At 68.2% G+C, this 25,300-nt stretch carries 18 protein-coding genes and 3 pseudogenes; 6 read left to right on the top strand and 15 right to left on the bottom strand.

Annotated elements, in window-relative coordinates:
- The 4 genes from FCI23_RS58615 to FCI23_RS39205 all read right to left on the bottom strand — a co-directional run.
- On the bottom strand, positions 1-1,967 hold a 1,967-nt coding region (locus tag FCI23_RS58615), incomplete at its 3' end, for a hypothetical protein (protein ID WP_407646096.1).
- A 142-nt stretch (positions 1,968-2,109) separates the two neighbouring features.
- A complete protein-coding gene (gene eccCa / locus FCI23_RS39215) occupies positions 2,110-6,168 on the bottom strand; it encodes a type VII secretion protein EccCa (RefSeq protein WP_136728928.1) in 4,059 nt (1,352 codons plus the stop codon).
- A complete protein-coding gene (locus FCI23_RS39210) occupies positions 6,169-6,606 on the bottom strand; it encodes a WXG100 family type VII secretion target (protein ID WP_136728927.1) in 438 nt (145 codons plus the stop codon).
- A gap of 46 nt (positions 6,607-6,652) precedes the next feature.
- On the bottom strand, positions 6,653-6,958 hold the full coding sequence (locus FCI23_RS39205; RefSeq protein ID WP_136728926.1) for a WXG100 family type VII secretion target: 306 nt from the start codon (positions 6,956-6,958) through the stop codon (positions 6,653-6,655).
- 244 nt (positions 6,959-7,202) lie between these two features.
- Between FCI23_RS39205 and FCI23_RS39200 the strand changes: the two genes are divergently transcribed.
- Positions 7,203-7,823, top strand: a complete 621-nt coding sequence (locus FCI23_RS39200; protein ID WP_136728925.1) for a hypothetical protein — start codon at positions 7,203-7,205, stop codon at positions 7,821-7,823.
- Between the two features lie 77 nt (positions 7,824-7,900).
- Here the strand turns inward: FCI23_RS39200 and FCI23_RS39195 are convergent, their stop codons facing one another.
- From FCI23_RS39195 to FCI23_RS39180, 4 genes are all read right to left on the bottom strand, one after another.
- Positions 7,901-10,603 (bottom strand): right-handed parallel beta-helix repeat-containing protein, encoded by a 2,703-nt coding sequence (locus FCI23_RS39195; protein ID WP_136728924.1) that lies wholly within the window; start codon positions 10,601-10,603, stop codon positions 7,901-7,903.
- A 19-nt stretch (positions 10,604-10,622) separates the two neighbouring features.
- Positions 10,623-11,966 (bottom strand): EsaB/YukD family protein, encoded by a 1,344-nt coding sequence (locus FCI23_RS39190; protein ID WP_136728923.1) that lies wholly within the window; start codon positions 11,964-11,966, stop codon positions 10,623-10,625.
- Positions 11,967-12,056: 90 nt separating this feature from the next.
- The gene (locus FCI23_RS39185) at positions 12,057-12,401 is read right to left on the bottom strand and encodes a WXG100 family type VII secretion target (protein ID WP_136728922.1); all 345 of its coding nucleotides are present in this window, start codon (positions 12,399-12,401) and stop codon (positions 12,057-12,059) included.
- A 64-nt stretch (positions 12,402-12,465) separates the two neighbouring features.
- Positions 12,466-12,810 (bottom strand): WXG100 family type VII secretion target, encoded by a 345-nt coding sequence (locus tag FCI23_RS39180; protein ID WP_136728921.1) that lies wholly within the window; start codon positions 12,808-12,810, stop codon positions 12,466-12,468.
- Between the two features lie 667 nt (positions 12,811-13,477).
- Between FCI23_RS39180 and FCI23_RS39175 the strand changes: the two genes are divergently transcribed.
- Complete coding sequence (locus tag FCI23_RS39175; RefSeq protein ID WP_169317137.1) at positions 13,478-14,386, top strand: RICIN domain-containing protein; 909 nt, start codon at positions 13,478-13,480, stop codon at positions 14,384-14,386.
- A 276-nt stretch (positions 14,387-14,662) separates the two neighbouring features.
- On the opposite strand, the pseudogene FCI23_RS60775 reads toward FCI23_RS39175, so the two are convergent.
- From FCI23_RS60775 to FCI23_RS39160, 3 genes and pseudogenes are all read right to left on the bottom strand, one after another.
- Positions 14,663-14,944 (bottom strand): annotated as a pseudogene (locus tag FCI23_RS60775) (sulfite exporter TauE/SafE family protein); the annotation flags it as partial.
- 382 nt (positions 14,945-15,326) lie between these two features.
- Positions 15,327-15,980 carry a Pr6Pr family membrane protein gene (locus FCI23_RS39165; protein WP_136728919.1) on the bottom strand — a complete coding sequence of 218 codons (654 nt, stop codon included), beginning with the start codon at positions 15,978-15,980 and terminating at the stop codon, positions 15,327-15,329.
- Positions 15,981-16,686: 706 nt separating this feature from the next.
- Positions 16,687-16,995 carry a hypothetical protein gene (locus FCI23_RS39160; protein ID WP_136728918.1) on the bottom strand — a complete coding sequence of 103 codons (309 nt, stop codon included), beginning with the start codon at positions 16,993-16,995 and terminating at the stop codon, positions 16,687-16,689.
- Between the two features lie 4 nt (positions 16,996-16,999).
- Here FCI23_RS39160 and FCI23_RS62630 point away from each other — a divergent pair, with 4 nt between their 5' ends.
- Positions 17,000-17,134 carry a hypothetical protein gene (locus tag FCI23_RS62630; protein WP_265737804.1) on the top strand — a complete coding sequence of 45 codons (135 nt, stop codon included), beginning with the start codon at positions 17,000-17,002 and terminating at the stop codon, positions 17,132-17,134.
- A gap of 878 nt (positions 17,135-18,012) precedes the next feature.
- Here the strand turns inward: FCI23_RS62630 and FCI23_RS39155 are convergent.
- Positions 18,013-19,095 carry an integrase core domain-containing protein gene (locus FCI23_RS39155; RefSeq protein ID WP_136728917.1) on the bottom strand — a complete coding sequence of 361 codons (1,083 nt, stop codon included), beginning with the start codon at positions 19,093-19,095 and terminating at the stop codon, positions 18,013-18,015.
- An 857-nt stretch (positions 19,096-19,952) separates the two neighbouring features.
- On the opposite strand from FCI23_RS39155, the gene FCI23_RS39145 reads away from it, so the two are divergent.
- Together FCI23_RS39145 and FCI23_RS39140 are read left to right on the top strand one after the other, a co-directional pair.
- A complete protein-coding gene (locus FCI23_RS39145) occupies positions 19,953-21,659 on the top strand; it encodes a right-handed parallel beta-helix repeat-containing protein (protein WP_136728915.1) in 1,707 nt (568 codons plus the stop codon).
- The gene (locus FCI23_RS39140) at positions 21,656-22,063 is read left to right on the top strand and encodes an MMPL family transporter (RefSeq protein ID WP_136728914.1); all 408 of its coding nucleotides are present in this window, start codon (positions 21,656-21,658) and stop codon (positions 22,061-22,063) included. The genes FCI23_RS39145 and FCI23_RS39140 overlap by 4 nt, the downstream gene beginning before the upstream one ends.
- A 149-nt stretch (positions 22,064-22,212) precedes the next feature.
- Here FCI23_RS39140 and FCI23_RS39135 read toward each other — a convergent pair whose 3' ends face one another.
- Positions 22,213-23,370 (bottom strand): tyrosine-type recombinase/integrase, encoded by a 1,158-nt coding sequence (locus FCI23_RS39135; RefSeq protein ID WP_211265656.1) that lies wholly within the window; start codon positions 23,368-23,370, stop codon positions 22,213-22,215.
- 42 nt (positions 23,371-23,412) lie between these two features.
- Positions 23,413-24,349 (bottom strand): annotated as a pseudogene (locus FCI23_RS39130) (integrase core domain-containing protein).
- On the opposite strand from FCI23_RS39130, the gene FCI23_RS60765 reads away from it, so the two are divergent.
- Positions 24,317-24,457, top strand: a complete 141-nt coding sequence (locus tag FCI23_RS60765; protein WP_246144505.1) for a hypothetical protein — start codon at positions 24,317-24,319, stop codon at positions 24,455-24,457. The pseudogene FCI23_RS39130 and the gene FCI23_RS60765 overlap by 33 nt on opposite strands.
- A gap of 142 nt (positions 24,458-24,599) precedes the next feature.
- On the opposite strand, the pseudogene FCI23_RS39125 reads toward FCI23_RS60765, so the two are convergent.
- Positions 24,600-25,064: pseudogene (locus FCI23_RS39125) on the bottom strand (transposase); the annotation flags it as partial.
- Positions 25,065-25,300: the final 236 nt, after the last annotated feature.

Genomic DNA, 25,300 nt, shown 5'->3' with positions numbered 1-25,300 from the left:
CGACCACGCCCCGCCAACTCCTGATGCAAAGCAGCACGACTCTCACCCGAATAAACAGGAACCGAATCGACAACGGACGCACCCCCACCCGACGCGGAACCGACACCCTCCTTGCCCTTGCCCGCATCAGCCAACGGACCACGACCACGCCCCGCCAACTCCTGATGCAAAGCAGCACGACTCTCACCCGAATAAACAGGAACCGAATCGACAACGGACGCACCCCCACCCGACGCGGAACCGACACCCTCCTTGCCCTTGCCCGCATCAGCCAACGGACCACGACCACGCCCCGCCAACTCCTGCATCTGAGCAGCACGATCCGCGGCCGAAACCCCCTTGTTCTCCGGCAGCCAGGTGCCCTTGAGAACCTCGCGGCTCGGAGCCGCACCGGCAGATCCAGGGCCGGTGTCACCGGCCGACGTACTGACACTCATGTCACCTCTGCCCGCAGGGGTCACAGTCGCTTCATGACCCACCGGGCCGCCGCCACCCGCCAGCGAGGGATCGACTTCAGAAATGGCACCGCCGTGGCCAGCGACACCTGCCACGTCGGAAGACGCACCGGAACCCACAGCGCCCGCGTCGGACTTGCCTGCGGATGGTGCGGCGGAGCCTTCCCCGTAGCCATGGGGCGCCGAATCCAGATTCGCCTTCGGAGTGGAAGTGGAACTCGGCCTGGGCGCCGTACTCGTCTCCGCGGGCGCAGCGCCGGTACCACCAGGACCATGCGCCGCCGAACCCGGCGCCGGAGCCACGCCGTGTTCGCCCCCGGCGACCGGACTGTCGCCCGGCGTCAACTGCTGCGGCCGCGACGGGCCCGGGACACCGGTGTCCACCAAACCACCATCGCCGGAACCACCCCGCACCGGAACCTGAGAAGCCGAGGTATCCGTCACATGCCCACCCGCGCCCCCACCACCAGCACCAGACGCAACCGGACCCTCGCCCGGCGTCAACTGCTGCGGCCGGAACGGGCCCGGGACACCGGTGTCGGTCGGCGGGTGGGCCGTGGTGACTCCCGCCGCATCCGGTGGTGTGTACGCGCCGGCATCCGTGTGCGTGGCCGACCCGCCCGGCCCTTCCTTCACCAAAGCGGGTGTGGCGCTGGGATCGCCGAGCTTGATGGGCCCCGAAACCACGGAGTCGGGATGGGCGATGGGCGAGAGGCCCTTCAAGTCGCCGAGGAGCGGGATGTGCACACCCGGCCCGTTGACGCCGGTGACGTTCACGGGCTGGAAGCCGCCCTCGACCTTGGGCGCCGGCGTAGGTTCGGGGACGCCGCCCACCCCCTCCGGACCCGGCACGGGAGCCGCATGGTCCCCCCCTCCCAGCTTGCCGGCCGCTCCCAGCACGCCCGCCGCACCGCCCAGGCCGGCGACCATCCCCTCAGCACCCCAATTGATGTTCTGGCTGGTGAACGGGGTGCCGGTCACAACAGTGCCCAGCCACTGGGTGAACAGGTCGCCCGCCATGGCATCCGCGACCGCCAAGCCCGTCTCGGACACGAAACCGATGGCCTGCCCCACCGCGGACATCGCAGGGGTGATCTCGGCGATTTTGGCGATGAGATTGCCGGCCAAGTTCAAAACCTCATCCAGCAGACCGCCGAGAATTCCCGAGATTTCACCTAGCACCGGGGTGAGCACAAGGCCCAGGACGGTGGTCAGTAGTTCGATCAGCAAACTCTTGTTGAGCTGAGCGGCCTCCGCCTGCTCCTGGGCGACGAAGTTGAGGATCGCCTCCTGGACCTTCCAGCAGGTATTTGCAGCCGACTGGACGATATCGGCGATGCCGCCGGTCGCACCGAACGTGTCCGCCGCCCACATCCCGGCCTGGCTCTCCCACTGCCAGCTGGTGACGTCGCCCCTGGCCTGCAGCATCATGTTCTGCAGGTAGTCCCCCAGCGCACCCCACTGCTTGGCTATCGCCTCGGCGTTCGCGGTTTGGGCGGAAACCATGGCCATGACTCGGACTTCCTCTCGCGGGTGTGCGCTCGCGGGCCGGCGGGGCACACGCCTGCAGATCTGTGGTCGGTTCACGCCCACGCACTGAGCGGACGTGAACTGTCGGCGGACCGGGGTGCCGGGCGCTCGCGGAAGCGCGTTGTCAGTCGGCGGGTTGTACGGCCTGGACGACGGACGCCCCGTGTCTGCGGGACACGAGGATGCCTCGTCCGGGGACCTGGCGGGCGGCACGCTGGTCGCCGAGGATCACGCCCTCCCGGGGATCGCCCGACAGGATCAGGCCACCGGTGCCGATCTCCCGCAACCTGCCGATCACCTGATCCGACATGAACGCCCGGGAAAGGCCGCCGGCCCGCCGTGCCAGCACGAGATGGAAGCCGATGTCGGCCGCCTGGGTCAGATAGTCGGTCAGCGGTGCCAGCAACCCCCGCGAGGCCGACCCGCCGGCTCCCACCACCAGGTCGTAGTCGTCGATGACGAGATACAGTTCCGGCCCGCTCCACCAGCTGCGCTCCCGCAACTGCTGTGAAGTGACGTCGGCCGGCGGCATGCGCTCCTGGAGCTTTTCCACGACCTGCTGGATGTAGGCGGCCGCGAGTTGCGCGTCCCCGGCCCGTGCCCCAATGTAGTCGTCGGGAACCGTGTCGAGCAGCGACCGGCGGTAGTCGATGACGATGAACCGGATGTCCCACGGCGACTGGCGAGCGGCGAGACCGCGCATCCACGATCGCAGGAACGACGTCTTCCCGGAGGACGGATCGCCGAAGACCATGAAGTGCGGTTCGTCCGACTTCATGTTCACCACGGCGGGCGCGAGATCGGATTCGCGCAGGCCGATCGGTACGGCGCCGACCGGCAGCGGTGCGGTGCCGTTCCCGAACACCGAGGCGCAGGCCTGTTCCAGATCGGCCGGCATGACGTGCTCGGGGAGCACCCGGAGGGGCGGGGCGACCGGGCCGCTCCAGCAGGTGGCCAGATCGGTGACGATGCGGTCCTGGGCCTTGCTGAGGTTGTCGGTGGACGCGACTGTGTCCAGGCGTGGCAGGGCCGTGTGGAAGAGGTTGCCAGGCGCCACAACTCCGCGGCCCGCCAGCACGCTGCGCAGTTGCCGCGCCGCCTGACGGGAGATCTCGGACTCGCCCGGCTCGTTGAGGCGCAGTTCCATCCTGCCGGTGATGTTGTCGCGGAGGTTCGTCCGGATCTCCGTCCACCGGTTGGCGGTGATCAGCAGGTGGATGCCGACGCCGAGGCCGCGCGCCGCGACGTCCAGCACGATCCCGTCCGCTTCCTCTACAGCGGCCCGCGCCCCGGCCCAGTTGTCGATGACCAGCACCACGTCCGCCGCGTTGACGCCTTCGGGCAGACCGTCCTCGTCGCGCAGCCGGCGGAATTCGGAAACGCTGTCGATCCGCAGCTGCTGGAAGAGCCGTTCGCGCTCCTCCACCAATTGCCGGACGACCGCCATGGCGCGCCTGGTCCGTGCCTCTTCGTGCCGGGTGGCGACGCCGGAGACGTGCGGTGCGCGCTCCAGGCCGGTGAGCGTGCCTCCTCCGAAGTCCACGCTAACGAACTGCAGTTCTTGGGGAGTGTGGGTGACCATGGCGCTTATCAGCGCCGTCCGCAGCAGTGTGCTCTTGCCCGACTGCGGGGCACCGACGACCGCGAGATGGCCGTGTGCCCCCGACAGGTCGATCCCCATGGGACGCTGCTGCTGCTGGGCCGGCAAGTCGACGACTCCCACAGGGAACGACAGATGGCCTCCCGAGGGCCACATCTCGGCGCGGTAGCCGCGCTCGTGGGAGGCGCTGACCGGTCCCAGTACCGCGTCCAGCTCTATGGCGGACGGCAGCGGCGGCAGCCACACCTGGTGCACCGGGTTGCCGTACGCCGTCACGCGCTCCACGGCGACCTGCATCTCCGTCCTCTGGCCGGGCCGCGGCCTCGACAGCGTGACCGAGGGCTCATCGGCCTCGAGGGTCTCGGCCTGGGCGTGTGCGGCGGTGCGCAGGCCGAAGACGGCCAGCGGCACAGGGGTATGCGCGGGGGCCATCGCTGCTTCCCCCGGTTCCTGGTAGGCGCCGGAGACGTGCGCGACGCGGAAGCGCTCGTAAATCGACTCGTCGACCTTGAGGTAGGCGGAGCCGGGGATGCCGGGGAGCCGGTAGGCGTCGGGGGTCCCGATCACCGCCCGGCTCTCGGCGGGGCTGAAGGTGCGCAGGCAGATGCGGTAGGACAAGTGCGAGTCCAAGCCACGCAGGCGTCCCTCGTCCAGACGCTGGGTGGCGAGCAGCAGGTGCATGCCCAGGCTTCGGCCAACCCGGCCGATCTGCACGAAAAGTTCGATGAAGTCCGGGCGCTGTGCAAGGAGCTCGCCGAACTCGTCGACGACGATCATCAGATACGGCATCGGCTCCAGCGGCCGGCCGGCCGCGCCGAGCGCGCCCTGGGCGTGCATGATCTGGTATTCGCGGACCGAGTCCACGTTTCCGGCGTCGCGCAGCATCTGCTGGCGGCGCCTCTGCTCGCCCTGCAGCGCGGCGCGCACCCGGTCCACCATCGCCAGGTCGTCCTCCAGGTTGGTGATCAGACCCGCGACATGCGGGAGCTCGGTCACACCAGCGAACGTGGCACCGCCCTTGAAGTCGACCAGCACAAAGCTGAGCTGCTCCGGGGCGTGCCTCATGGTCAGGCCGGTGACGAGGGTGCGCAGCAGCTCGCTCTTGCCGGAGCCGGTCGCGCCGACGACGAGCCCGTGCGGGCCGATACCGCCGAGCGCGGACTCCTTGAGGTCGAGCACCAGCGCCTCGCCCTCGCCGGTGAGGCCGATCGGCAGGCGCAGCAGCTGCTCGTCGTCGGGGGCGAGCCAGAACCGCGTGGGGTCGTAGTCCCCGAGGTTCCCCACACCGAGCATCCCGGGCAGGGAGATGTCGCGGGACAGCACCTGCTCGCGTTCTCCGGACAGGCGCAGGGGAGCCAGCGCGCGGGCGGTCTGTTCGGCGAGCACAGGTGCGCATTCGTCGGCGGACACGTCCACCGCCGTACTGACGAGGGCGGGGTTCCGGCTCTCCAGACTGAGGCGGCCGTCGTGGTCCACACGGGCGCGGGCGTCGACCCGGCCCGGCTCCTCGCTCTCCCTGGAGACCAGGCAGACGACGTGGATACCGCTGTTCGGGCCAGCCTCGCTTAGCAAGTCGGAGACCAGCGTCATATCCGCCCACGCGGCCGAGGGCCGGTAGTCGTCCAGTACCACGACCATACGGCTGGGCGGCGCAGTCTCCCGCCGCCCCGCGAAACCCGTACGCTCGGCGCGTTCATTGCGGGCGGCGTTCACCCGGTCCTGCAGGATGTCGGCGATGCCGTCGATGGTCTCGGACACCATCGGGACCGTCCCGGCGGAACTCGACCGGTGGGTGTGCGGCAGCCACTTCACCCAGGACCAGGGGGCGTCCTCGGTGAGGAGCACCGCGACCTGCACGTCGTCGGGAGCGTGCAGGACACCGAGTTGCAGCAGCAGGGTACCGACCAGGTCGCGCGTCCGCTCCCGGGGGCCGAGCAGGCTGAGGACTCCGGTGCGGGCAAGGTCCACCCAGGCGGGCTCCGGCTCAATGGCGGCGTATTCGCGCGACAACTTCTCCGCCGCCTCCAGTGCCCTGGGGTCGTACTCCGCCGTCGGGTCGCCGCGCTTGCCGAGGGTCAGCTGCATAGCCGGTACGCCTCTGCCCAGGCCGAGCCGCAGCCTCATGAAGTCCGGGTCGGACGGCCGGCGTTCCCATACCCGGCGCCGGCCGGTGGCCAGGGCCCACAACCGGCGCGGGCTGGGGTGCTGGAAGGCGCTGATCGCGCGCTGTGCGGCGGAGGACTCCCGTGCCTGGCGGCGGATATCGGTCAGATACTCCATGTATCGGTCCCGCTGGCGGAGTTTGGCACGCCGGCCGGCCCGGCCGGCCTGGGTGCGCACCCATACAGTCACGCCCACCGACACGACCACGAACCCGATACCCAGGAAGATCATCCACGCTCGCCCGAAGGTGACCATGTACGCGGCCATGCTGATGCTGCTGAGCAGGGGAAGCAGCATGTAGAGGAAGTTCGACGCCTGGGTCTGCGTCGGCTTCTGCGGCGGGGCGGCCAGCGCGACCCGCTGATCGGGCACCGAGGGCGGGAAGGTTCGCGCCGGCCGGTGGAAGGCGACTTTGCTCATTTACGAAAAGACCTCGGTAACTGCCGTGTAGTTGGTATTGCCGACATTCGGCGGTGTGGAGGTGGGCGTGGCAGCGGAACCGCTGGCGGCACTGCTCAGTTGCGTGTAGAACTGCTGCCACATTCCGGCGAGCTGCAACTCGGTCCAGCTGTAGCCGACTGCCACCTCCTGGAGCCCGCCAATGATCACGTTGAGGACGCCCTTCGACGGGTCGTCCTGAGTTCCGAACATACTGGTCATAGTGTTCGTCCAGGAGTCGTTGAACACCTGCACCTCGTCCGCCGTATCGCCCGCCCACCCGAGCGCAAGGCCGGATAGGGTCCCGTTGATGCTGATCAGCGTGTCGGCCACGTCCTGGGCCTGCGCCTTGAGCGCGTTGACAAACGTGTTGATTGTCTGCGGATCCACGGACAGCGAAGCGGAGTCGTAATCGGCCATGAAGTCTCTCCTGGGTTGCTGGTCGAGAAGAAAACGGATCCGCCGGTCAGGTCGAATTTCCGGTGTTGGTCTGCTCGGCGTTCACGTAGGTGTCGTGGGCGTATTTCAGCCTGGCCACGATTTCGTAGATCAGGGCCGAGAGTTCGCTCGAGACGCCGAAGAACCAGTCCCGGGTCAGCTCATAGCTGGGGGACGTAGGAGTCGTCCATGCCGACGCCACCATATTGAAATTCGTCATCATCTGGCCGAGTACGTCATGCAGGTGCGTGGCCTGGCCACCCACCGACTCTACGGCGTCCTCGAGTTGTTGCAGGTCGACTTGGAACTGCGTCCCTGTGATGGGGGTTGACATGACTGCCCTTCATTTCCTTCGGAAGCTTCACGGACGTCGGCCCGCGATATGCCACCGCGAGCGCGGATTCCATGATTGCGCACCGGCGCCGGCACCTGCATGGCCAGGTTCGTGTGAGCTACTTTGCACGCACTGGACTTCCGCGAGCTCTCGCGGATATGCGAGTATCAGTGGACCGAACCCCGCAGCAGGCGTGCTCCCGAAATCCACTGCGGACGGAACAAGCGATTACTGGAGGCCTGCTTTGAGCGCTGTCAACGAGGACCCGAATCCCCTCCCGCCGGATTCCGGCGGGGGCGGCGGCCAGTCTGACCCGGACCAGGGCAAGGACCTCAGGTACCTGGATCCGACCGTAGGTGTCGTCTGGACAGAGGACACCTACAACTCGGACCCGTTCTGGGCGACGCAATCGGGAAGCGGCGGCGCGCCCCCGCCGATGGCGGACAGCGGAACGATCAAGGTAAACTTGGGCAGCGTGCGTTCCGTCGAACTCAACCTCCTGTCGAACACGCAGCAGGCCGCGGACCAGTACATGGGGTTGCGCCAGGCGGTGATGAACTCGACCGTCACCCCGTACTACTGGGGTCCCGAGCCCCCTACGAACGCCCAGACCGACTCGAATCCGGTCGACGCTCACGCGGGGCTCGGAGACGGCGGCAACGCCGATCCCTATGCGGGTTCCCAGCAGCAACTGTCGGACATGGGCCAGCAGTTCGGAAGCATGATCGACCCGGTCATGGAGAAGGCGCTCTACCAGGTGGCCGGCGCGCTGGAAGCACTCGGCACATTCATCACCACCGTGAACCTGACCGGGCAGATGTACGGCCAGATCGACCGTGCGTGCAAGTTCCCCGAGACTCCATAGGGCTCGACCACTTCTACCTGGGGCATGGCGCGGAAGCATAGTCCGCATACGGTCCTCCCGCCCCCGGTGGCCGTTCATCACAGCACCACCGGGGGGAGGTCCTGCGGGAGGACGAGCGCCAGATCAGCCGTGTCGGGGTCCTCCAGGTCCGCGACCCGCTGCGCGTGCTGCTCCGTCATCCGCTGGAACACCTGCCGGGCGGTGCGCCCGTTGCCGAAGCGCTCGGTGCGCTCAACGGAGTCGAAGTACCGCAGCAGCGCGGTCACGGTGTCCTCGTGCAGTCGGTACTCGTGGTGGGCCGCCTGGTACTGCACGATCTCCACGAGATCGGCCGACGAGTAGTCGTCGAAGCTGAGGGTCCGGCTGAAACGCGAGGCCAGGCCGGGGTTGGAGTCGATGAAGCGCTCCATGTCGCCCGGGTAGCCCGCCGCGATCACCACGACGTCGTCGCGGTGATCCTCCATCAGCTTCACCAGCGTGGCGACGGCTTCCTGCCCGAAGTCGGTGCTCTGCCCGACGGGCACCAGTGCGTACGCCTCGTCGATGAAGAGCACGCCGCCCAGGGCCCGGCGGAAGACCGCGGTGGTCTTCGGCGCGGTGTGGCCGACGTACTCTCCGACGAGCGACCCGCGGTCGGCCTCAACCAGGTGGCCGCGGGAGAGCAGCCCGAGTGCGGCGAGGATCTGCCCATACAGGCGGGCCACCGTCGTCTTGCCGGTTCCCGGGTTGCCGGCCAGGACCAGGTGCCGGCTCAGCGGCGGTGGTTGCAGGCCCGCCTCCTGGCGCCGCTTGACCAACCGCATCACCTTGACCAGCGAGGCGACGTCCTGCTTGACCCGCTCGAGGCCGGCCAGTTCCTCCAGCTGGGCGAGGAGCCGGGGAAGCTGGTCCTCTCCGGTGGCCGGCTCGCCGTCCCGGTCACTGTTCGCCTGCCGCTCGGGCCCTGCACGGCGGGCCCCGGTGGCGGACACCGCGACCGCGCCGCTCTCACCCACCTCCGGCAGGGTGGCGGCCTTGACGCCCGAGCTGTGGCAGTCCTCGAGGACCGGAGCCGCGTCTTCCGCCTGCGACAGGTCCTCCGCGGTGTCACGGACCAGGCACCGCCTCAGCACGGGCGCCGCCCGCACGCCGAAGTACAGCGCGGGGAAGCCGGTCTCCGAGACCGTGCAGTCCTCCAGGACACCGGCCGATTCCTCGTGGGCGTAGATCCCGTTCTTGCCGGTGCCCGAGACGCGCACCGAACGAATCCGCGGCCTCGCCCGGGACCACAGCACCAGCCCGCTGCCCTTGGACTGGGTGATCTCCAGATTCTCGATCACGGCCTCGCTGCCGTCGTCGAGGAAGACGCCGGCCGAGCCGGAGGCGTCAACCAGGCCGCCGAAGACCACTGCCCCGGTGGCGGGGGCCACTTCGATGCCGCTTCGGCCGGAGGAACGGACCTCGCAGTCCTCCAGAAGGGGCCGGTGCCTGGTCTCCAGCCGTATCCCGACGGCTGCTTCGGCGACCACGCACCGGCGCAGCACCGCGTCGGCCTGCTCGATGTCGACACCGGTCATCCGGGCCCGCTCCACCCGCACGTCCTCGGCCAGCAGGTCCGCGCCGTTCTCGACCCGCACTCCGTGCTGCGCGCTGTCGAGCACGCGGCAGTCGCGCAGTTCGGCTCGGCAGCCCGAGCCGAGGTGCACCGCGGAGTAGCCGGTGCCGGATATCTCGCTGCCGGTCAGCAGGACATAGCTCTGGCCGGCGCCGTGCACGCCGTTGGCGCCGGTGCGCGCTATGGTGCCGCCCTGGACCGCTACCCGGGCCTTGTCCATGACCGCCAACCCGGTCGCGGTCACGTCGACCAGCCGGACGTCGTCGAGCCGCACGCGGCAGCTGCCGGTGGCGACGATCCCGGCGCCGCCGGTCTCCTTGACGTGGCAGTCGAGCAGCCGGACGTCGGCGCTGCCGCCCAGCAGCGCCCCCTCCTCACCGGTGCGGAGGATCTCGCACTTCTCCAGCCGGGTACGCCTCTCGTCGCGGCCCGCTGCCGATTCTTCGTCGTCCCCGGCGGGTGCCGGCGAGGGAGCGGGCCGGGACGCGTCCTCCACCCGCAGGCCCTGGGCCTTGGCATCGTGCAGCCGGCACTCGCGCAGCAGGGGACGGGCGGGTGCGATCACGAGCACGGCCGCCTCACCGGTGTGCCCGATCGAGCAGTCGTCGAAGACGCCCGTCGACTCGCCGGCCATCAGCACGCCGCAACCCGTGGTCCGCTCGACGGTGGTCCTGCGCGACTCGACCCGCGCGGCGTCGTCCAGGGTCAGACCGTGGCCCTCCACCGAGCGGACCGTGCAGTCCTCCAGGACGGCGCTGGCCGTCCCGGTCAGGTGCACACCGCTGCCGGAGGCGTCCCGCACGGTGCAGCCGCGGAGTTCGGCGCTGCCGTCGTGCGCGACCTCGACACGGCCGCCCGCTATCTCGCAGCCTTCCAGCACCGGACTCCCGCCGCGGACGAGCACCGCGGCGTCCCGGGCCGAAACCCCCTCGATCACGAGGTCCTTCAGCACCGCCCGGCCACCGGTGACGCTCACCGCCGGACCGTGCGTGGCCAGCAGCCGGACGGTACCCGGCCCCTTCTCCGCGACGACGGTGACGTCGTGGTCCAGCACCAGGGACTCGCGGTAGACGCCCGGCTGCACCGAGACCACTGCGCCGTCGCCGGCGGCTCGCGCCGCGGCGCCCACCGTGCGGTGGGCGCCCCAGCCGCCGCGCTCCGTCACCCGCTGGAAGTTGCCCCTCACCTTCGTGGTCCGTTCCCCGTCACAGCGACTCGCCCAGGTGGAGGAGGTGTGTAAAGACTCCGAAGACGCCGACCGCGAGCGGAACGCTCAGCAAGCAGAGGAACCGGGCGAGCCCGATCGTCCATGACGCGTCGTCGGTCTCCGTGCCGGCGCGGAGGGACCATGCCAGCCCCGCGAACGCCATCAGAGCACCGGCCAGGAGCACCGCGACGGGACCTGCCCAGGCCGGCAGGCCGAAGGCCCCCGGTGCATGAGCCAGTGTGGTGGCCAGGGCCACCACTCCGGCGGTGATCGGCGGAAGGACCGCGGCGAGTAGCTTCAGCTGGCCGGAGCGCAGCACCAGCGCGAGACCCAGGCAGGCGCTGAGCCCGACGGCGAACGCCTGGTCCGAGACGCCCAGAACCACCGAACAGGCTGCCAGCAGGACGGAGCACAGGAAGTTGATCCCGATCAGGACGCGCGTGCCCCGGCCGACCAGCCAGGGGATCTCCTCCGTGCTGGCCGTCGCGGCACCCTTCGACGGAACCGCCATCGCGGCCAGGTACCCGGACGCCGTGGGCGTCGCACTCAGCACGGCGAGCATGACGACGGCCACGACAGCCGCGGACTCGGTCAGTGTGGCGTGCAGGACGGCCAGCACCACGGTGACGGGTACCGCGACCGCCGCCAGGCCCAGCGCTATCAGCGTGGTCACGTGCGGCACGGCCAGCCGGGCCGCCAGCGCTCCGACCACCGCTCCCAGGCTCGCTGCCGCCAGCGCCGTCTGCAGATCACCCTGGGCCACCGGGAGCGCGTCCGCCCCCATCGCGACCAGTGGCACGGCCGACAGGGCGGTGGCCAGCCGTGCGCCCAGCAGCAGCGGCCGGCTCCGGCGGCCGGCCTGCCACCCGAGCAGTGCCAGCCCGAACCCGCAGACGATCGTCCCCGCCCCGGCCGCCGGGTTCGGGGTCACCAGCGCGATCAGGGCAGCGAATCCGCCGATCAGGCAGAGGAGCCCGAGGACCAGCGCGCTCACCGCGCGGTGCCGCGCGTCCCAGGGCACACCGCTCTGGCTGGCCGCGACGATGACCTCGTCCAGGTCGGTGACGATCGGCGCGTCGAACTCCCCGGCGGCGCAGTCCCGCAGATAGAGGGTGGCGCCGTCCGCGACGCCCGAGGAGACCAGCGATGCCTCGGGGGCGAAGGGCCGCGCGCCCGGCAGCGCCAGTGACCAGGCGGGCGGGAAGGTGTCGTCCACCTGCTCCTGCCCGCACAGTTTCAGCAGAGCCGGGGTGTATTCGGCGATCGCCGCGTGTGCGGGCACCGCGAGATCGACCCGCCGCCGTGTTCCCACGACCGTCACATGGCAGCGTTCGTTGTCCACTTGAGCTTCCTTGTCGCATGTGTGGAGGAGTTGTTCAGATCGGCGCGCGACGACCGGGTGCGGTACGGCGGCGCGTACGCGGCAGGTCTGTCAGGACGACGGCGTCCACGTCTTGACGTTTGCCGCCTCGGCGTCGACGTAGTTGCCGTTGTTGGTGTCCAGCATGTTGGCGATGGCGCCCAGCACGCCCTGCCCGGCCTGGTAAGGACCCTGGGTCACGCCGAACAGGGCCAGGGCTGCCGTGTTCCACAGGTTCATGTCGTCCTGGTACATCGCGGCCGCCTGAGACCGCGTCCACGCCTCCTGCAGCGGCTGCAACTTGGTGCGGAGTTGGTCCAGTTCATCCTCGACCGCGGCAGCTATCTGGCTGACCTGCGCACCCGCTCCGGAAAGCTCCTCGCCGACTTTGATCTGACTGCTTGCGATGTCCACCATGTTCAATCACCTCTGCTCGGGAATTGCCGTCTGCCGGCTCTGAGCGCCACCGGAACCCCGGCGCTCAGGTCAGGTTGGCCGTGTTCTGCTCGGTTATCTGGATCTGCTGTTCGGCCTTGATGGCGGCCTCTTCCGCCTGGGTGTAGTTCTCGTTCGTGCCGCTGAGGCCAGCGGAGATCTGGGTGAGCGCGAGGTGGATGCCGTTCGCCGCCGCCTGGAACTCCTCCATGAGTGTCTGGAACTGCGTCGCCGCGGGCCCGGACCAGTATTCGGTCATGCCCTCAACAAAAGAAGCCAGGCCGTTCAGCTGATCCGCCACTTGGCCCGCGGTATTGCTGCACTGCGTCGCTGCATCCGCCACCTGCCCTGGCTCCACGTCATATGTGACGCCGCCCACAGTTACCGTCATCGCACATCTCCCTCGTAGATAGATCACCCGCTCCGCACATCTTCGCAATTACTACACAAGGACAACTGCGCGCACGTGCAAGAACATTCACCCTAACCAGCGCCGACGCTGCCCGCTCCGACCGGGCCACCCACCGAGATGGCGCCACGGCCAATCGTCTGGTCTGTGAAAACGGGCAGGTGAGGGGCGCTCGGGCGGCTTGGGTACCCAGTCGCGCCGGGACCGATATAGCAGGATTTCTGCCGATCTTCCTACCGAGGTGATACCGAAACGCAACTCAGGTTTCTCTGATGCTTTAGAGAATGTTGATCCAGTTTTTCCGCTCCGCGTTTCTCCGGCCGAGAGCAATGCCGGCCAACCCCCAGTGGCAGAGCCTGCACTCCTGATAATGGAGACTGGAGGCGAGCGTCCTGTCGGGACCGGCGGGACGCAGGGGAATTCGGGCGGGGCGGTGCGTGCTCGCGGGAAAGCCGGCGCGAGCGTACGGGCCCGTTCGTTCCCGCCGGGGGCGAACCGCCGATGTGGCGGCTTCGCACCGTGTCGAATTCGTCACTGTGAGGGGAACACCTCAGCCCCCGGCGGAAATTCGGTATGGTCCGACCGGTGGCGCCACTTCGGTGCCGCCGGCAGTCGGGCCAGAAGCACTCATCTCTCTCAGGAAGCAGCCATGGGCGAACCCGAACAGACGAATTCCGGCGGACCTGGTGTTCACGGCTTTGCCAGGAGTTTCGCCGCCACCCTGCGCCAGCCGGGAGAGCAGGACAAACCGAACGTCGTCTCCCGGATGGTCGTGATCTGTGTGACAGTCGCGGTCATCATCGGTGGTGCGGTGGGCGTCGGGATGCTCCTGTCCTACCAACGGCAGCAGAACAACAAGAAGGCGTCAGCAAGCACCGTCGCCCTGCAGACCCACGCCTCCCCGAGCAGCACCGGGGCGACTTCCGCCAAGCCGGGCGCTACAAAGCACTCGTCCACCCCGAGCCCGGTCCAGAAAGCCGCCGGGGCCGTATCCGCCGGGTCCCAGGGCAAGAGCACGAGCCAGCTCACCACGAGTCAGACCGGCGCTGGAACCACTACAACTGGCAGCGGCTCCGGCTCCCCCACCACCGGCAGCGGTTCCAGCGGTTCCGGCTCCACCTCCAGCGGCTCCGGCAGCACAACACCCAAGTCGACCAGTACCGCCGCTCCGCTGCCGGCCAGGTCGATCATCAGCTACGCGTCCTCACGATGCATCGACGTCACAAACGGCAGCACCACCCCGGGCACACAGCTTCAGATCTGGGACTGCAACGGCTACAACTGGCAGCAGTGGTCATTCCCCTCGGACGGCACCGTTCGCTCGATGGGGATGTGCTTGGCCGTGGCCGGCGGGTCGACGGCGAACGGCGCCGCGATTCAACTGGCGAAGTGCAACGGCAGTTCGGCGCAGAAGTTCACGCTCAACAGCTCCTACGATCTCGTCAACGCCAACGCCAACAAGTGTGTGGACGTGAAGGACCAGCAGACCGCGAACGGCACTCCGCTGCAGCTGTGGAGCTGCGAAGGAGCCTCGAACCAGAAGTGGCACCTCGGCTGAGGGCTTCGCCTCCGCCGACGGCGCACCACACATGAGCGTGCGGCTGCGCGCAATCGGTGCCCGGAGATGAGACCCGGCAGAGCACGAACCGCCGGCGCCGGGGCAGCTCCGGCAATCCTGGTCCCGAAGCCCACCACGAGGATTCGGTCTAGCTCCATGCCGAGCCGGACCGGATCCTCACCCTTGACCGTTCCACCCACTCGCTCGGCGCCCCCACCCTGGGGGCCCGGAGGTGCCCCCAGGCCCGGCACCTCTTACGGCCAAGGATCACAGTCCTCACAGTCCCTTGCCCAGCGCGGTGAGCCCCCCGGCCAGCGCGAGCAGCAGCACCATCAGCCGCGCCCATCTCTCCGGCACCCGCTCCGCGAGCACCTTCCCGATCACAGCGCCTGCCACGATGCCGCCCGCGACCAGCAGTCAGGCCGGAGCCATGAGGTGCGGCATGCCCTTGGCCGCAACGGAGAAGGCGTTCACCACCACCCCGTAGAACTGCGCGTTCGGCACAAACTCCCGCACCGTCCAGTCGGCATTCACCGCATACAAGGACACCGCCGGGCCTGCGGGACTCTGTCGCCCGATTCGGGAAGGGCGCGAAGTCGATCACCGCGACCTGCACCTTTGCGCATCGCCGCTGGTGCCGGTCGACGCCTTCCGCTGGTCACCTGAATCGGGCGACAGAGTCCTGCGGGTGCCGATAAATCACCTGCGCATGTCAGCCAGCATGTCGGTACTCATGTCACAGCGGCCAGCCGTCCTCGACGGCGCAGCGGGCCAGACGCAGCCTTCCGGTCTCGGTCAGGGGCGCATTACGGTGTGGCACGAGGGCCCTTCTGGTCGCCGGTGCAGATATCGCAATCCGCACCAAGCCAGAAGGCGTCCCTCAGTCTTTTCAAGATCGCTCAGCCGTGAACCCCGTCACGAACCTCCGTGGACAGAACAGTTAGCCGCCGGCGGGGGCTGCCCGTAGCCTGGCGACGGCCAGTGTGCCGAGCCGGTCCAGGCCGACCACGGCCGCCTCAAGCACTATGAACTCGATCGTGAGTTGGGCGATCTGGGCGAAGACCCAGCCGTATCCGCTTTTGGTCGGGTCCAGGAAGAAGTACGGGTAGGCGTTCGGGAAGTGCGGGAAGAGCGCGCCGCGCACCAGGACGAGTGCGGCGTAGCCGAGCGGGAAGGACAGCCACAGTGGCACGTCCCGCCAGCGTGAGGCGTTGCGCGGTTTGAGCAGCAGCCAGTCCAGCATCACCATCACCGGTGTGGTGTAGTGCAGGAAGAACGTCGCCCAGTTCACGCGCTGGTCCGGCCCGGATACCAGTCCGGGGAGTGGGCTCGCGCCGTTATTGAGGATGAAGTGCGCGACCAGGCCGGTGGCGGTCATATAGAACACGGCCGCTCCGCGAAGACGCGGAGCGGGCGCGTCCAGGGTGCCGCGCCGCAGCATCCAGTACACCGCGCCGATGAAGTAGCCGAACGCGATGACGTTGCTGTCGACGGTGAAGTACACCAGCGGTCCCGTGTCGAGCGTCAGCCCGAGCCCCGCCGAGATCACGATCGCCACCCGCCACCACAGCGCCGGTCGCCCCCAGACAGACATACGGCCTCCACTCACCCGTGCATGATTCGCACACTCTAATCGCCGGGGTCCGGGCGGAACGCGTGGGTATGCTTTTGGCACCCAACAGGCAGGTTCTTGCCGTCGGGGCCCTTAACGACCTCGGTCTCGGTGTCCATCGCGGGGGGGCTTGGGAAGCCCGACGAAGGAGCGGAAGATCTCGATCGCGCGGTCCGTGTCGGTCACGTACTCGCAAGGGTTCTGGAATGGGTTTAGCCAGCTCTTTCGGGCCAACTTCGCTCGGGTGCTCATGGTGGTGTTGCTCCTCAGGGTCTTCTCGTGGGCCGCGCCCGTGGGTGGGGCGTTGCCGCGGCGAGGCACATTTGGCCTCCCGTCGAGGGGGACCGTGTGTGCGAGGAGCGGTTGGGCAATCGGCGGCTGACGTGCGGTTTTCGGCGCCTGGGTGTTCTTGGAGCGAAGCAGGCCCGCGCGGCTGGAGGGAGGTAACGCGGGACGCCGTGCCCCGGGTGCGGGGCACGGCGTGTGTGCGGGTTGATTGAGGTGGTGCTGTGGGCTCACCGGGAGGTGGGTTCGGTGTACTCCGGGTGTGGGCGCCGGCGAATTTGGCCAGCGGAATTGTCAAGCGTTGTTGATCGGCGGTGTCACGCGTCGGGAGACGGTGGATGGTGCGCCCGCAGAGCGTGGGCCGACACCTCACGGTCCCCGTGCCGGCACTCTACTCCGGCGGCTAGAAGGCGCCGGCAAACTTGAAATCCTGGCTGACGAAGATGTGGTGCGGCCATGCCGTGCCGATGTTGTGGACCTCGTACTCGCCGTTACTCAGCTTCACGACACGGTCGACGACGCCGCCCGTGTAGGCGGAGGTCAGCGCAGCTTCCGTTGCCTTAGTCGCTTCCGTTCCGATGACGAGCGTCCCTTCCCCTTCGGTGTAGTTCGCCGGGATCTGACCGACTTTCTTGTCCACGGCCGGTGAACCCTGTTTGAAGGGCATCGCCGAGGACGTTGCAGATACGCCGCCAGCGGGCTGCACGGTCACCTGCGTGGCCGTGATGATCGCACTGCTGGTCCACCCCAGTACGAGGACGGGTTCGCCCTTAGCAATGGCACTCGCCGAGGCCGAGCTCGTCCCTTTCTGGTATGTCGTGGAGGACGCCTCGTCGACGGTCACCTTCTGACCCGTTGCCGTCGTCACTGTGAAGGTGGACTTGGACGTGCTGGCGACCGTGCCGACTACTCCCCCGGGCGCCGGGCCAGACCGAGCGTTGGATGCCCCGCCGGAGGCTCCACCGCCGGGGAAGCCGCTCCCTCCGGGCATGGGGTGCCCTGCGGATGCCGAGGGGGACCCCGCCGTTGCCGAGGGGGGCGTTCCTGTTGCTGAGGGGGAGGACGAGCCACAACCGGCGGAAAGTCCGATCACCGCGCACAGCAGCGCAGCGGCGCCGATCCGTCGGCTTCTTGTGTTTGCCAGCGATCGTTGTACGGCGCCGCCTGAACTTCCAGCGACCGACGGCCCTGACGTCGTGCTCGTCTCCTGGGGGCTTGTTTGGTCGTAATCGTTCATGATGGCGTTTCTCCTAGTCAGGCGGTGTCCACGCAGACAGTGTCAGCCGTTCCTGAGAGAACCCTTTGGGCGATGTGAGAGCTGTGTTGGTGGCCTGTGACTATTCAGAATCCTCCTGTCCCTAAGCTGGCGCGGCGCGAAGCGCTTCCAAGAGCGCAGGCTTGAGTGTTGCGCGACATTCGTTTTGGTGATGACGGCGTCGCTCGTCGTGCACACGAGCCGACACGTTCGTGGCGATGAAAGAGCCCGGTCGGTCTCCATGTCGTCGCCGTCATGGGCATGTTGTCGCGCGTCGGGCAGGCCGAGACACCGAAGCAGGGATTTTGGGCGTGGGCTCCCGTGAATCGGCAGAAGTGGATCAGTAAGCGGGCGTACGAGGACTCAGCCACAGCCCCTGGGTGAGCACGACAGCCAGCTGCCACGGCGAGGGCAGCCGAGGCTGTGGGGCTCAAATATAGGATTCGGCCGCTGATCTGCGGGTTCTTGGTGGTGTCAACTGGCGATCTGGTACTCGTTGAGGAGTCCGTCGAGGACCGCTGTGCGGTGGACGTGGTGCTGGGCGAGGTTGATGGGGCGCGGTGGTCCGGCTTCGGCTTGCGATGGGCAGAGCTGGCTCAAGGCTCGGTGAGGCCGGTGTCCGTTGTAGTGCTCCAGGTAGCTGGTGAGGGTTCGGCGTAGGTGCCGTTCGTTGAGGATGAGCGTCCGGTCGAGGAGCTCGCGGCGTAGGGTGCCGATGAACCTTTCGCAGTGTGCGTTCGCTTTCGGGGCCTGGGGCGGGCCTTTCAGGACGCGCAGGCCGGCGTCGGCGAAGACGGCGTCGAAGGCATTGGTGAACTGGCCGCCGCGGTCACGGATCAGGAACTTGATGCCTGTGATGTTCATGCCGGTGTCCATGAGGAAGTTGCGGGCGGCCTGGGTGGTCCATCGGCCGGTGGGGTTGGCGGTGACGCCGAGCAGGTGGGCACGGCGGGTGCCGTGTTCGAGCATGACCAGGGCGTAGATGCGTTTGAGGTTGATGGTGTCGACGTGCAGGAAGTCGACGGCGACGACGTGTTCGGCCTGGGCTGCGAGGAACTGCTTCCAGGTTGGTCCGGAGCGACGTGGGGCGGGGTCGATGCCGGCCTGGGTGAGGATGTTCCAGACGGTGGAGGCGGCCATTGTGTATCCGAGGCGGGTGAGTTCGCCGTGGATGCGCCGGTGGCCCCATCTCGGGTTCTCGGCGGCCAAGCGCAAGACCAGGGCTTTGACTGCGGCGGCCGTGGGCGGGCGTCCGGGTCGGCGCCGCTGGCTGTAGTCCCACTTCTTCGCGACGAGTTCGCGGTGCCAGGCCAGCAGCGTGGCCGGGGTGATCGGGAAGACCTGGGGCCAGCGGCGGCGCGGTATCAGGTGCGAGAGCGCGGCGAACCACAGGCGGTCGGCTGGTTGGTAGCGCACGCGCGGGACGTGTCGGCGTAGGACCGCGTTCTCGTGCCGCAGCACCAGCAACTCCGCATCCTTGGAGACCTCACGCCGCAGCAACAACGCGGGCAGCGACAGCAGGCGGCGGGTGACGGCGTACACCGTGGACAGGATCACGAAACATGATCCCAGAAGCGGCAGAGCCGCTGCTCAAGGACCTGGGCTCCCGGTTCCCCACGGCGAAGGACTTCAAAGCTGGAGGACGATTCGTGTTTTTGAGCCCCACAGGGCCAGGACCGAGGAAGCACTGGATGAGGTCCGCGACCAGCTCCCCGGAGACTGGCTCAACGACTACCGCTAGGTCCGAACCGGACCCGTCGTCCAGTCCTCACACCTCCCTGGGGGCGCGTTGGGACGGTTGCGCTGAGCCATCAGTTCCCCGTTGGCCACGCGGGCGGCAGCGAGGTCGTCGCCCTGGTCCTGGAATGGGAGCTCCAGATCGATGACCTGCTGTTCCAGAGTTGTGATCCTGGCCTTGGGCTGTTCGGTGTCGTCGGGGCCCGCCGAGGGCCGGCTCGTTCCAGGCCCGCTGGCCCAACACCTGGCTGAGGCGTTGTTCGAGACGGCGGACCTGCGCGGCAAGGCGGCCGCTTCGGACGAAGTCCGGCATGAACCCGTGCCCAGTGCCGGATTACCTGTCTCCTGTGCAGGAACGCTAACTGCGTGCGACGTGTCAGCACCTGCACCGTGCCTCGGCATTGTCGTACGACGAACTCCTCATTATGTGGAATCAGAGTTGTCAAGGCCGCACGGTCTTTGGCCTTGTTTGTCGGGTGGAACCTCACGGGTGGCCAGCACCAGAGCAAGCGGGCTGATCAGCAGTCCTCAACGAGTGGTGATCTGCATTTTCTAAACAGCCCCGAGGCACTCCAGCGGCGGTGGTGGGAGTCCACCTGCGTAGCCGCAGCCGTTCAACTGCTCGGATAACATCGACAGACGGCTACAAGTGAGCGGCGGGTGGGGAGGAGGCGGGAATGGTCGCGAGGTACTTCGTCTCGCCGCACGGCGGTCGTCGCGCTTACCCCGACATCACGTCCGCTCTCTCCGCCGCGGCCGGACGGGGCAGAGCGGCGCTGGTCGAGATCGCGCCCGGTCGCTACGAGGAGTCGCTCACTGTCCAGGGCGAGGTCCAGTTAGCCGCGCTTGGTGATCCGGGCTCCGTGGTGGTGAGCCGGCCTCGCGGTGCCGTCCTCGACGCCTTCGGGTCGGTTCGTGTCCACGGCCTTGTGCTGATCGGCCGCGACGCCGAAGTCGTCGGTTGCCATGCGGGAACGCTCACGCTTGAGCACTCGGAGATCCGGGCGCACAACGGCGTCAGCGTGCACGCGAGGCCGAACACCTCCGTGACGCTGCGGGACAGCGTGATCCTGCATGGTAGAGCCGTCTTCAGCGGGGCGAACGGGCTCGTCGAACGGTGCCGGTTCACCGACGCCGCCGACAATGCGGTCGCGGTGTTCGAAGGCGCCCACGTCTCGGTCCGCGACAGCTGGATCGAGGGCAGCCGACTCCACGGCGTGCGAGTCAGCGATGCACGTGCCCAGATCACCGGGTGCGAGCTGACCGGCACCGGAAAGGCGGCCATCACGGCGGACACGCGGGCGGAGCTCACCGTGACCGGCTGCACGATCAACGCCGTGCACGCAGAGGCAATCATGTTCTCTGACCAGTCCAGGGGGTCCGTAGATGGCACGCGCGTCACCGATGCGCAACACGGGATCACAGTTGTGAGTGGTGCCGACCCGGTGGTGCGCGGCTGCGTGTTCACCGAGTGTCGCGACACCGGCATCAACGTTCACACCTCGGGCCGTGGCAGGTTCGAGGACTGCGAGGTCTTCGACGCGGGCAACATCGCGGTGTTCTCGACCAAGAGCGGCGCTCCTGAGATCCATGGCTGCCGCATCTCGCGAGGCAACGTCGGCATAGCCGTCACCGATGCCGCCAGGGGCCGCTTCACACGGGTCGAGATCGGTGACCTGACGAGCGTCGCACTGCGGGTCTGCGACGAGGCCAAGGCCGTGTTCGAGCAAGTCCGTGTTGAGCGCTGCCCGTCGGGCCTGGAGACCCGAGGTAACGGAGGCACCACAGCCGACGTCACCGACGCGGTGTTCCGTGATTTTGACATGTCCGCGGCGGAGGCCCTGGGCCAGTCCCGGGTCACGTTGAAAGGCGTGTCAGCGGAGCGCGGAGTGGTGGGCTTCGGCGTCGGCGAGGAGGCTCAGCTGTTCGTGCATGACTGTGACGTCACAGCGGTGAGCATCGGTGGGGCCCTCGGGTTCGGCAAGGCGAGGCTCGTCGCGAGGAACCTCACTGTGACCGGCTCGGAGGGCGTCGGCCTCTGCGGGACGGACTCCGCCTACCTGGATGTCGTGAACAGCGCGTTCGTCGACTGCACGGTCGCGGGTGCGAGCTTCCAAGGCACGTGCGGCGGACGGCTGGTGGACTGTTCCGTGAGCGGAACGCAGGGTGCGGCGGTACAGGACAACGGCCTTGTCGACCTGGTCTCCCTCCGCACATCGCTGCCGGTCGTCAAGCAGATCACAAAGCCGGTCGAGCGTCCGCCGACGATCGTCAACAACTACGACGGCCCGGTGTTCAACGCCGAGGTCCACGGCGCTCAGCTGGCGTGGAACAACAACAACGTCATCCAGCAGCAGACCAACGAGGACGGTTCCAGCACATGAACGAGCCACAGAACGTCAACAACTACGACGGGCCGGTGTTCAACGCCGCCGTCTCCGGCGCTCAGTTCGCCTGGAACAACGACACGGTCACCCAGAACCAGCAGAACAACAGTGCCGTGGCCCCGGGCTTCGAGGCGCTCGCCAAGCTGGTCACCGACCTGCTGCGGCAACTGCCCCAGGCAGGGCTCGCCGATCAGGACCGTGAGGATGCCGATTCAGCGGCCAGAGAGGTCCTCGCGACGATCACCCAGCCGGAGCCCCCTGAGCCAGGCAGGCTCCGCCGCGCAATTGCCACGCTCAAGGGAGCGCTGGCCCCGGTCGCGACCGGAGTAGTGGCTGGTACGGCGGTAGGGGCGCAGGAGTGGGCGCGGACGGCGATCGAGCATTTGACCGGCATCGTCTGATCAGCGGCGGCATCAGCGGCTTGTCAGACCTGGTGCAAGCTCAACAGCAGGACTGGGATACACCATGGAAGAGCGCCCAGCCCCGTCAATCCGCCCCGGGGGGCGCGTCAACTTCAGCGACGGGGCATCCACCAAGATCGTTACCATGGTCACCTGCCTTGGCGTACCTCCACGATGGGCAGCATGGTGACGGTGGCGGGCAGGCCGAGGACCCGCGGTGTCGGGCCGGCAGGAGTGGGGATGTCGGTGAGCCGGGCGAGCAGAAGTGCTGTGGCGTGGCTGTGCCGGAACCAGTGGGGTGTCCAGCCGTCCGGGACCTGCCCGGTCAGTTGGCGGCGGAGCCGGTCGACCAGGTCGTAGACGCTGTCCGGCTTCCAGGGGGCGCACCGGGGTTCGCGGGCGAGGTTGACGAAGACGTACCAGTCGTCGAGGTCGGGGACTGCCAGGTCGGCTCCGGAATCGCAGAGCTGCCACAGGTACTCGCCGTAGAGCCGGTCGAGCTCGTCGGAGATGTAGAGCTTGCGGTAGCCGCCGCCCTTCACCCGCAGCCCGTGCGGATGCTCCCTCGGGACGACCTCGATGAACGGGCTGCCGCCTCGGCCGGTGTGCCAGTCGCGGTGGTGGAGCCCGAGGGCCTCACCCAGCCGCAGCCCGGTCTCGGCCAGCAGCGCCCACAGCAGGCGGTCGCGCACCGAACCGTGCCACTCACCGGCCGCTGGGTCCCAGACCGCGCACGCGTCACAGACCCGGTCGATCTGCCGGGGCGTCAGTACCGGGGGCACTGCCGGACGCTGCTGACGTACCCGGATGACGGTCTGGCGACGGCCTTTGCGGCGCGCGATGTGCTCCAGCATCGGCTTGTAGCGGCCACCGCCCCCGTGCACCAGGCGGTGCAGGTCCCGGCCGACGTCGACGCCGTTGAGCCGGTGGAACTCGTAGCAGGACAGCACCGCGCGCAGGCGCACCGCGACGGTTGACTCTCCGAACCGCGGCTTCCCTGGCGTCAGCGCCGCGACCTGCGGGTCCTCACCGGTCCGCAGCCAGGTCAGGAAGGCACCGAAGTCCTCCAGCGTCACCGCGTCCCACACCAGGTCGAACGCGTCGAGATACTGCCACCACAGCGCCAGGGCCCGGGCGTAGGACTTGACCGTGTTCGGGGAGACCTTCTGCGCCCGTAGGTACTCCAGGTACTCCTCCGCCGGCCCCACCACCCGGTGGTCACAGCCCAGTACGGTCCACGTCCGCTCGCCCCCGCCGAGGGTGAGGCGCTGGGTACGGAACCCGGAGAGATCAGCTACCTTCGTCACGACCCGCAACGTTGTGGGTGCCGATAATTGCATCCACGCAGTTCAAGCGGCGTGTGCGTACTCATGGAGGATGCCGCCGAGTCGATCACGCCGGTGGACGTCGAGGCGGTCGAGTCGGTCCGGCTCGGTGATCGGTTCGGGGACTTGCAGCAGGGGTGCCGCGCTGTGCAGGGTGCGGTGGGGCCGATGCTGGTTGTAGAACGCTTCGAACTCGGCGAGCGTGTGGAGCAGGTGGGCCTGGTTCCAGATCAAGGTGCGGTCGAGGAGTTCGTGCCTGCAGGTCCGCACCCAGCGTTCCATAATCGAGTTCATCCGGGGAACCCGGATGCCAGTGGTGACGATCTCGATGCCCTCGGCGGTGAAGACCGCGTCGAACGCGCGGGTGTACTTGGTGTCCCGGTCCCTGATCAGGTGCGTGACCGCGGCGCCGACGTCCTGGAGGTCCATCACCAAGTTCCGGGCGGACTGGGTGACCCAGTCCGCAGTGGGATGGGCCGTCGCGCCGAGGATGCGGATGCGACGGTTGGCGTGCTCGATGACGGCGAAAACGCACACGCTCGCACCGTTCAGGGTAGTGGCGGTGAAGAAGTCGCACGCCAAGATCGCGTGGGCCTGGCCGCTCAGGAACGCGGCCCACGTCTGACGGTCGCATTCGGGAGCAGGCTCGATCCTGTGCTGCCTCAGGACCTCCCACACCGTGGAGGGCGCGACCTTGATACCCAGCGCGGCAAGTTCCCCGTGGATCCTTCTGTAGCCCCACCCGCCGTTCTCCCAGCCCAAGCGCAGGACGAGAGCCTGGATGGAGCGAAAGGGTCGGCGGTCTGCCGGGCCGCTTGCGACGGGAAGCGTCGGCGTGGCGACGGCACATGAGATCACGATGCCACCTCAGGACCGTGTCCGGGGAGACGACCCGGTGCAGCCGCCGCAGCGTGGGCCTGGGGAGCCGGTGAAGGAGCGCGGCAAGGAAAGCACGGTCCACCGCAGTGATGCGCGGCCTGTCGATCTGCCGCTGCAGGACCGCCAACTGATGCCGGAGCGTCAATATCTCGATGCACTTGTCCAGATCGCTCATCAGCAGCAGCCGTAGGAGGGAGAACACGCTCGACACGGCGAGGTAGGGCAGTCGCAGCAGCACGATCCATCAGCCTGACACGCCCACCCTGCGATCAACGGCCGTTCGCGAGAACGTGCACGTCACACGCCATGGATGGGGTTTCCGGCACCCGCACCCGCACCGCGGCGACCACCGAGGTGGAGTCGGTGCGCTGCTTGCCCCCCGCCCCCAGCAGGCCCTGCTCGGTCAACGCGGCCAGCAGCAGGTCCAGGACCTTCTCCTCCAGGTGGTGCTCGGCGACCCGGGTGCGGAATTGCGACAGGACGCTGAAGTCGAAGCCGGGGTCCTCCAGGCCCAGCCCGAGCGCGTAGGCCCACGACAGCTTGTCGCGTACCGCCTCAGCGGCCTGGCGATCCGTCAGGTTCTCCGCCATCTGGAACACCGTCACCAACGCCAGCCGCCCCGGCGACCAGCCACGAGGCCCCCTCGCCCCGAACGCCCCGGCAAACTCCGCGTCGGCGAACAACTCACCGAGCCGATCACGCACCGCCACCGGCAGCGGCACCTCACGCCCGCGGTACTTGGCCCGCACCGCCCGCGCCACCTCCCGCGCCGGCTCCGGCCACGACCGCGGCTCCATCGACACGACCCCTCCCACCCGCGACCGGGAACGAGGAAGGGAACCGGCCACGAGACAAGCCTGCCGCAACGATCAAGCCCCTGACCAGCAAAACAGCAAATGGGCAACAGGGTCGCACAGGGTCCCGGGCCCGATGGTTCACCCGTCGCGCCGAGGCGGTACCGGGGGGATGGCGGCCATGGTGGGGATCTCCGCGGGGTCGATCTTGAACGCCGCCGGATAGGTCGCCGGGTCGG

The organism is Actinacidiphila oryziradicis (assembly GCF_005047355.1).
GTDB classification, from domain to species: domain Bacteria; phylum Actinomycetota; class Actinomycetes; order Streptomycetales; family Streptomycetaceae; genus Actinacidiphila; species Actinacidiphila oryziradicis.
Note: the sequence above shows the minus strand (reverse complement) of the source record. Positions and strands in the feature narration are given on the sequence as shown.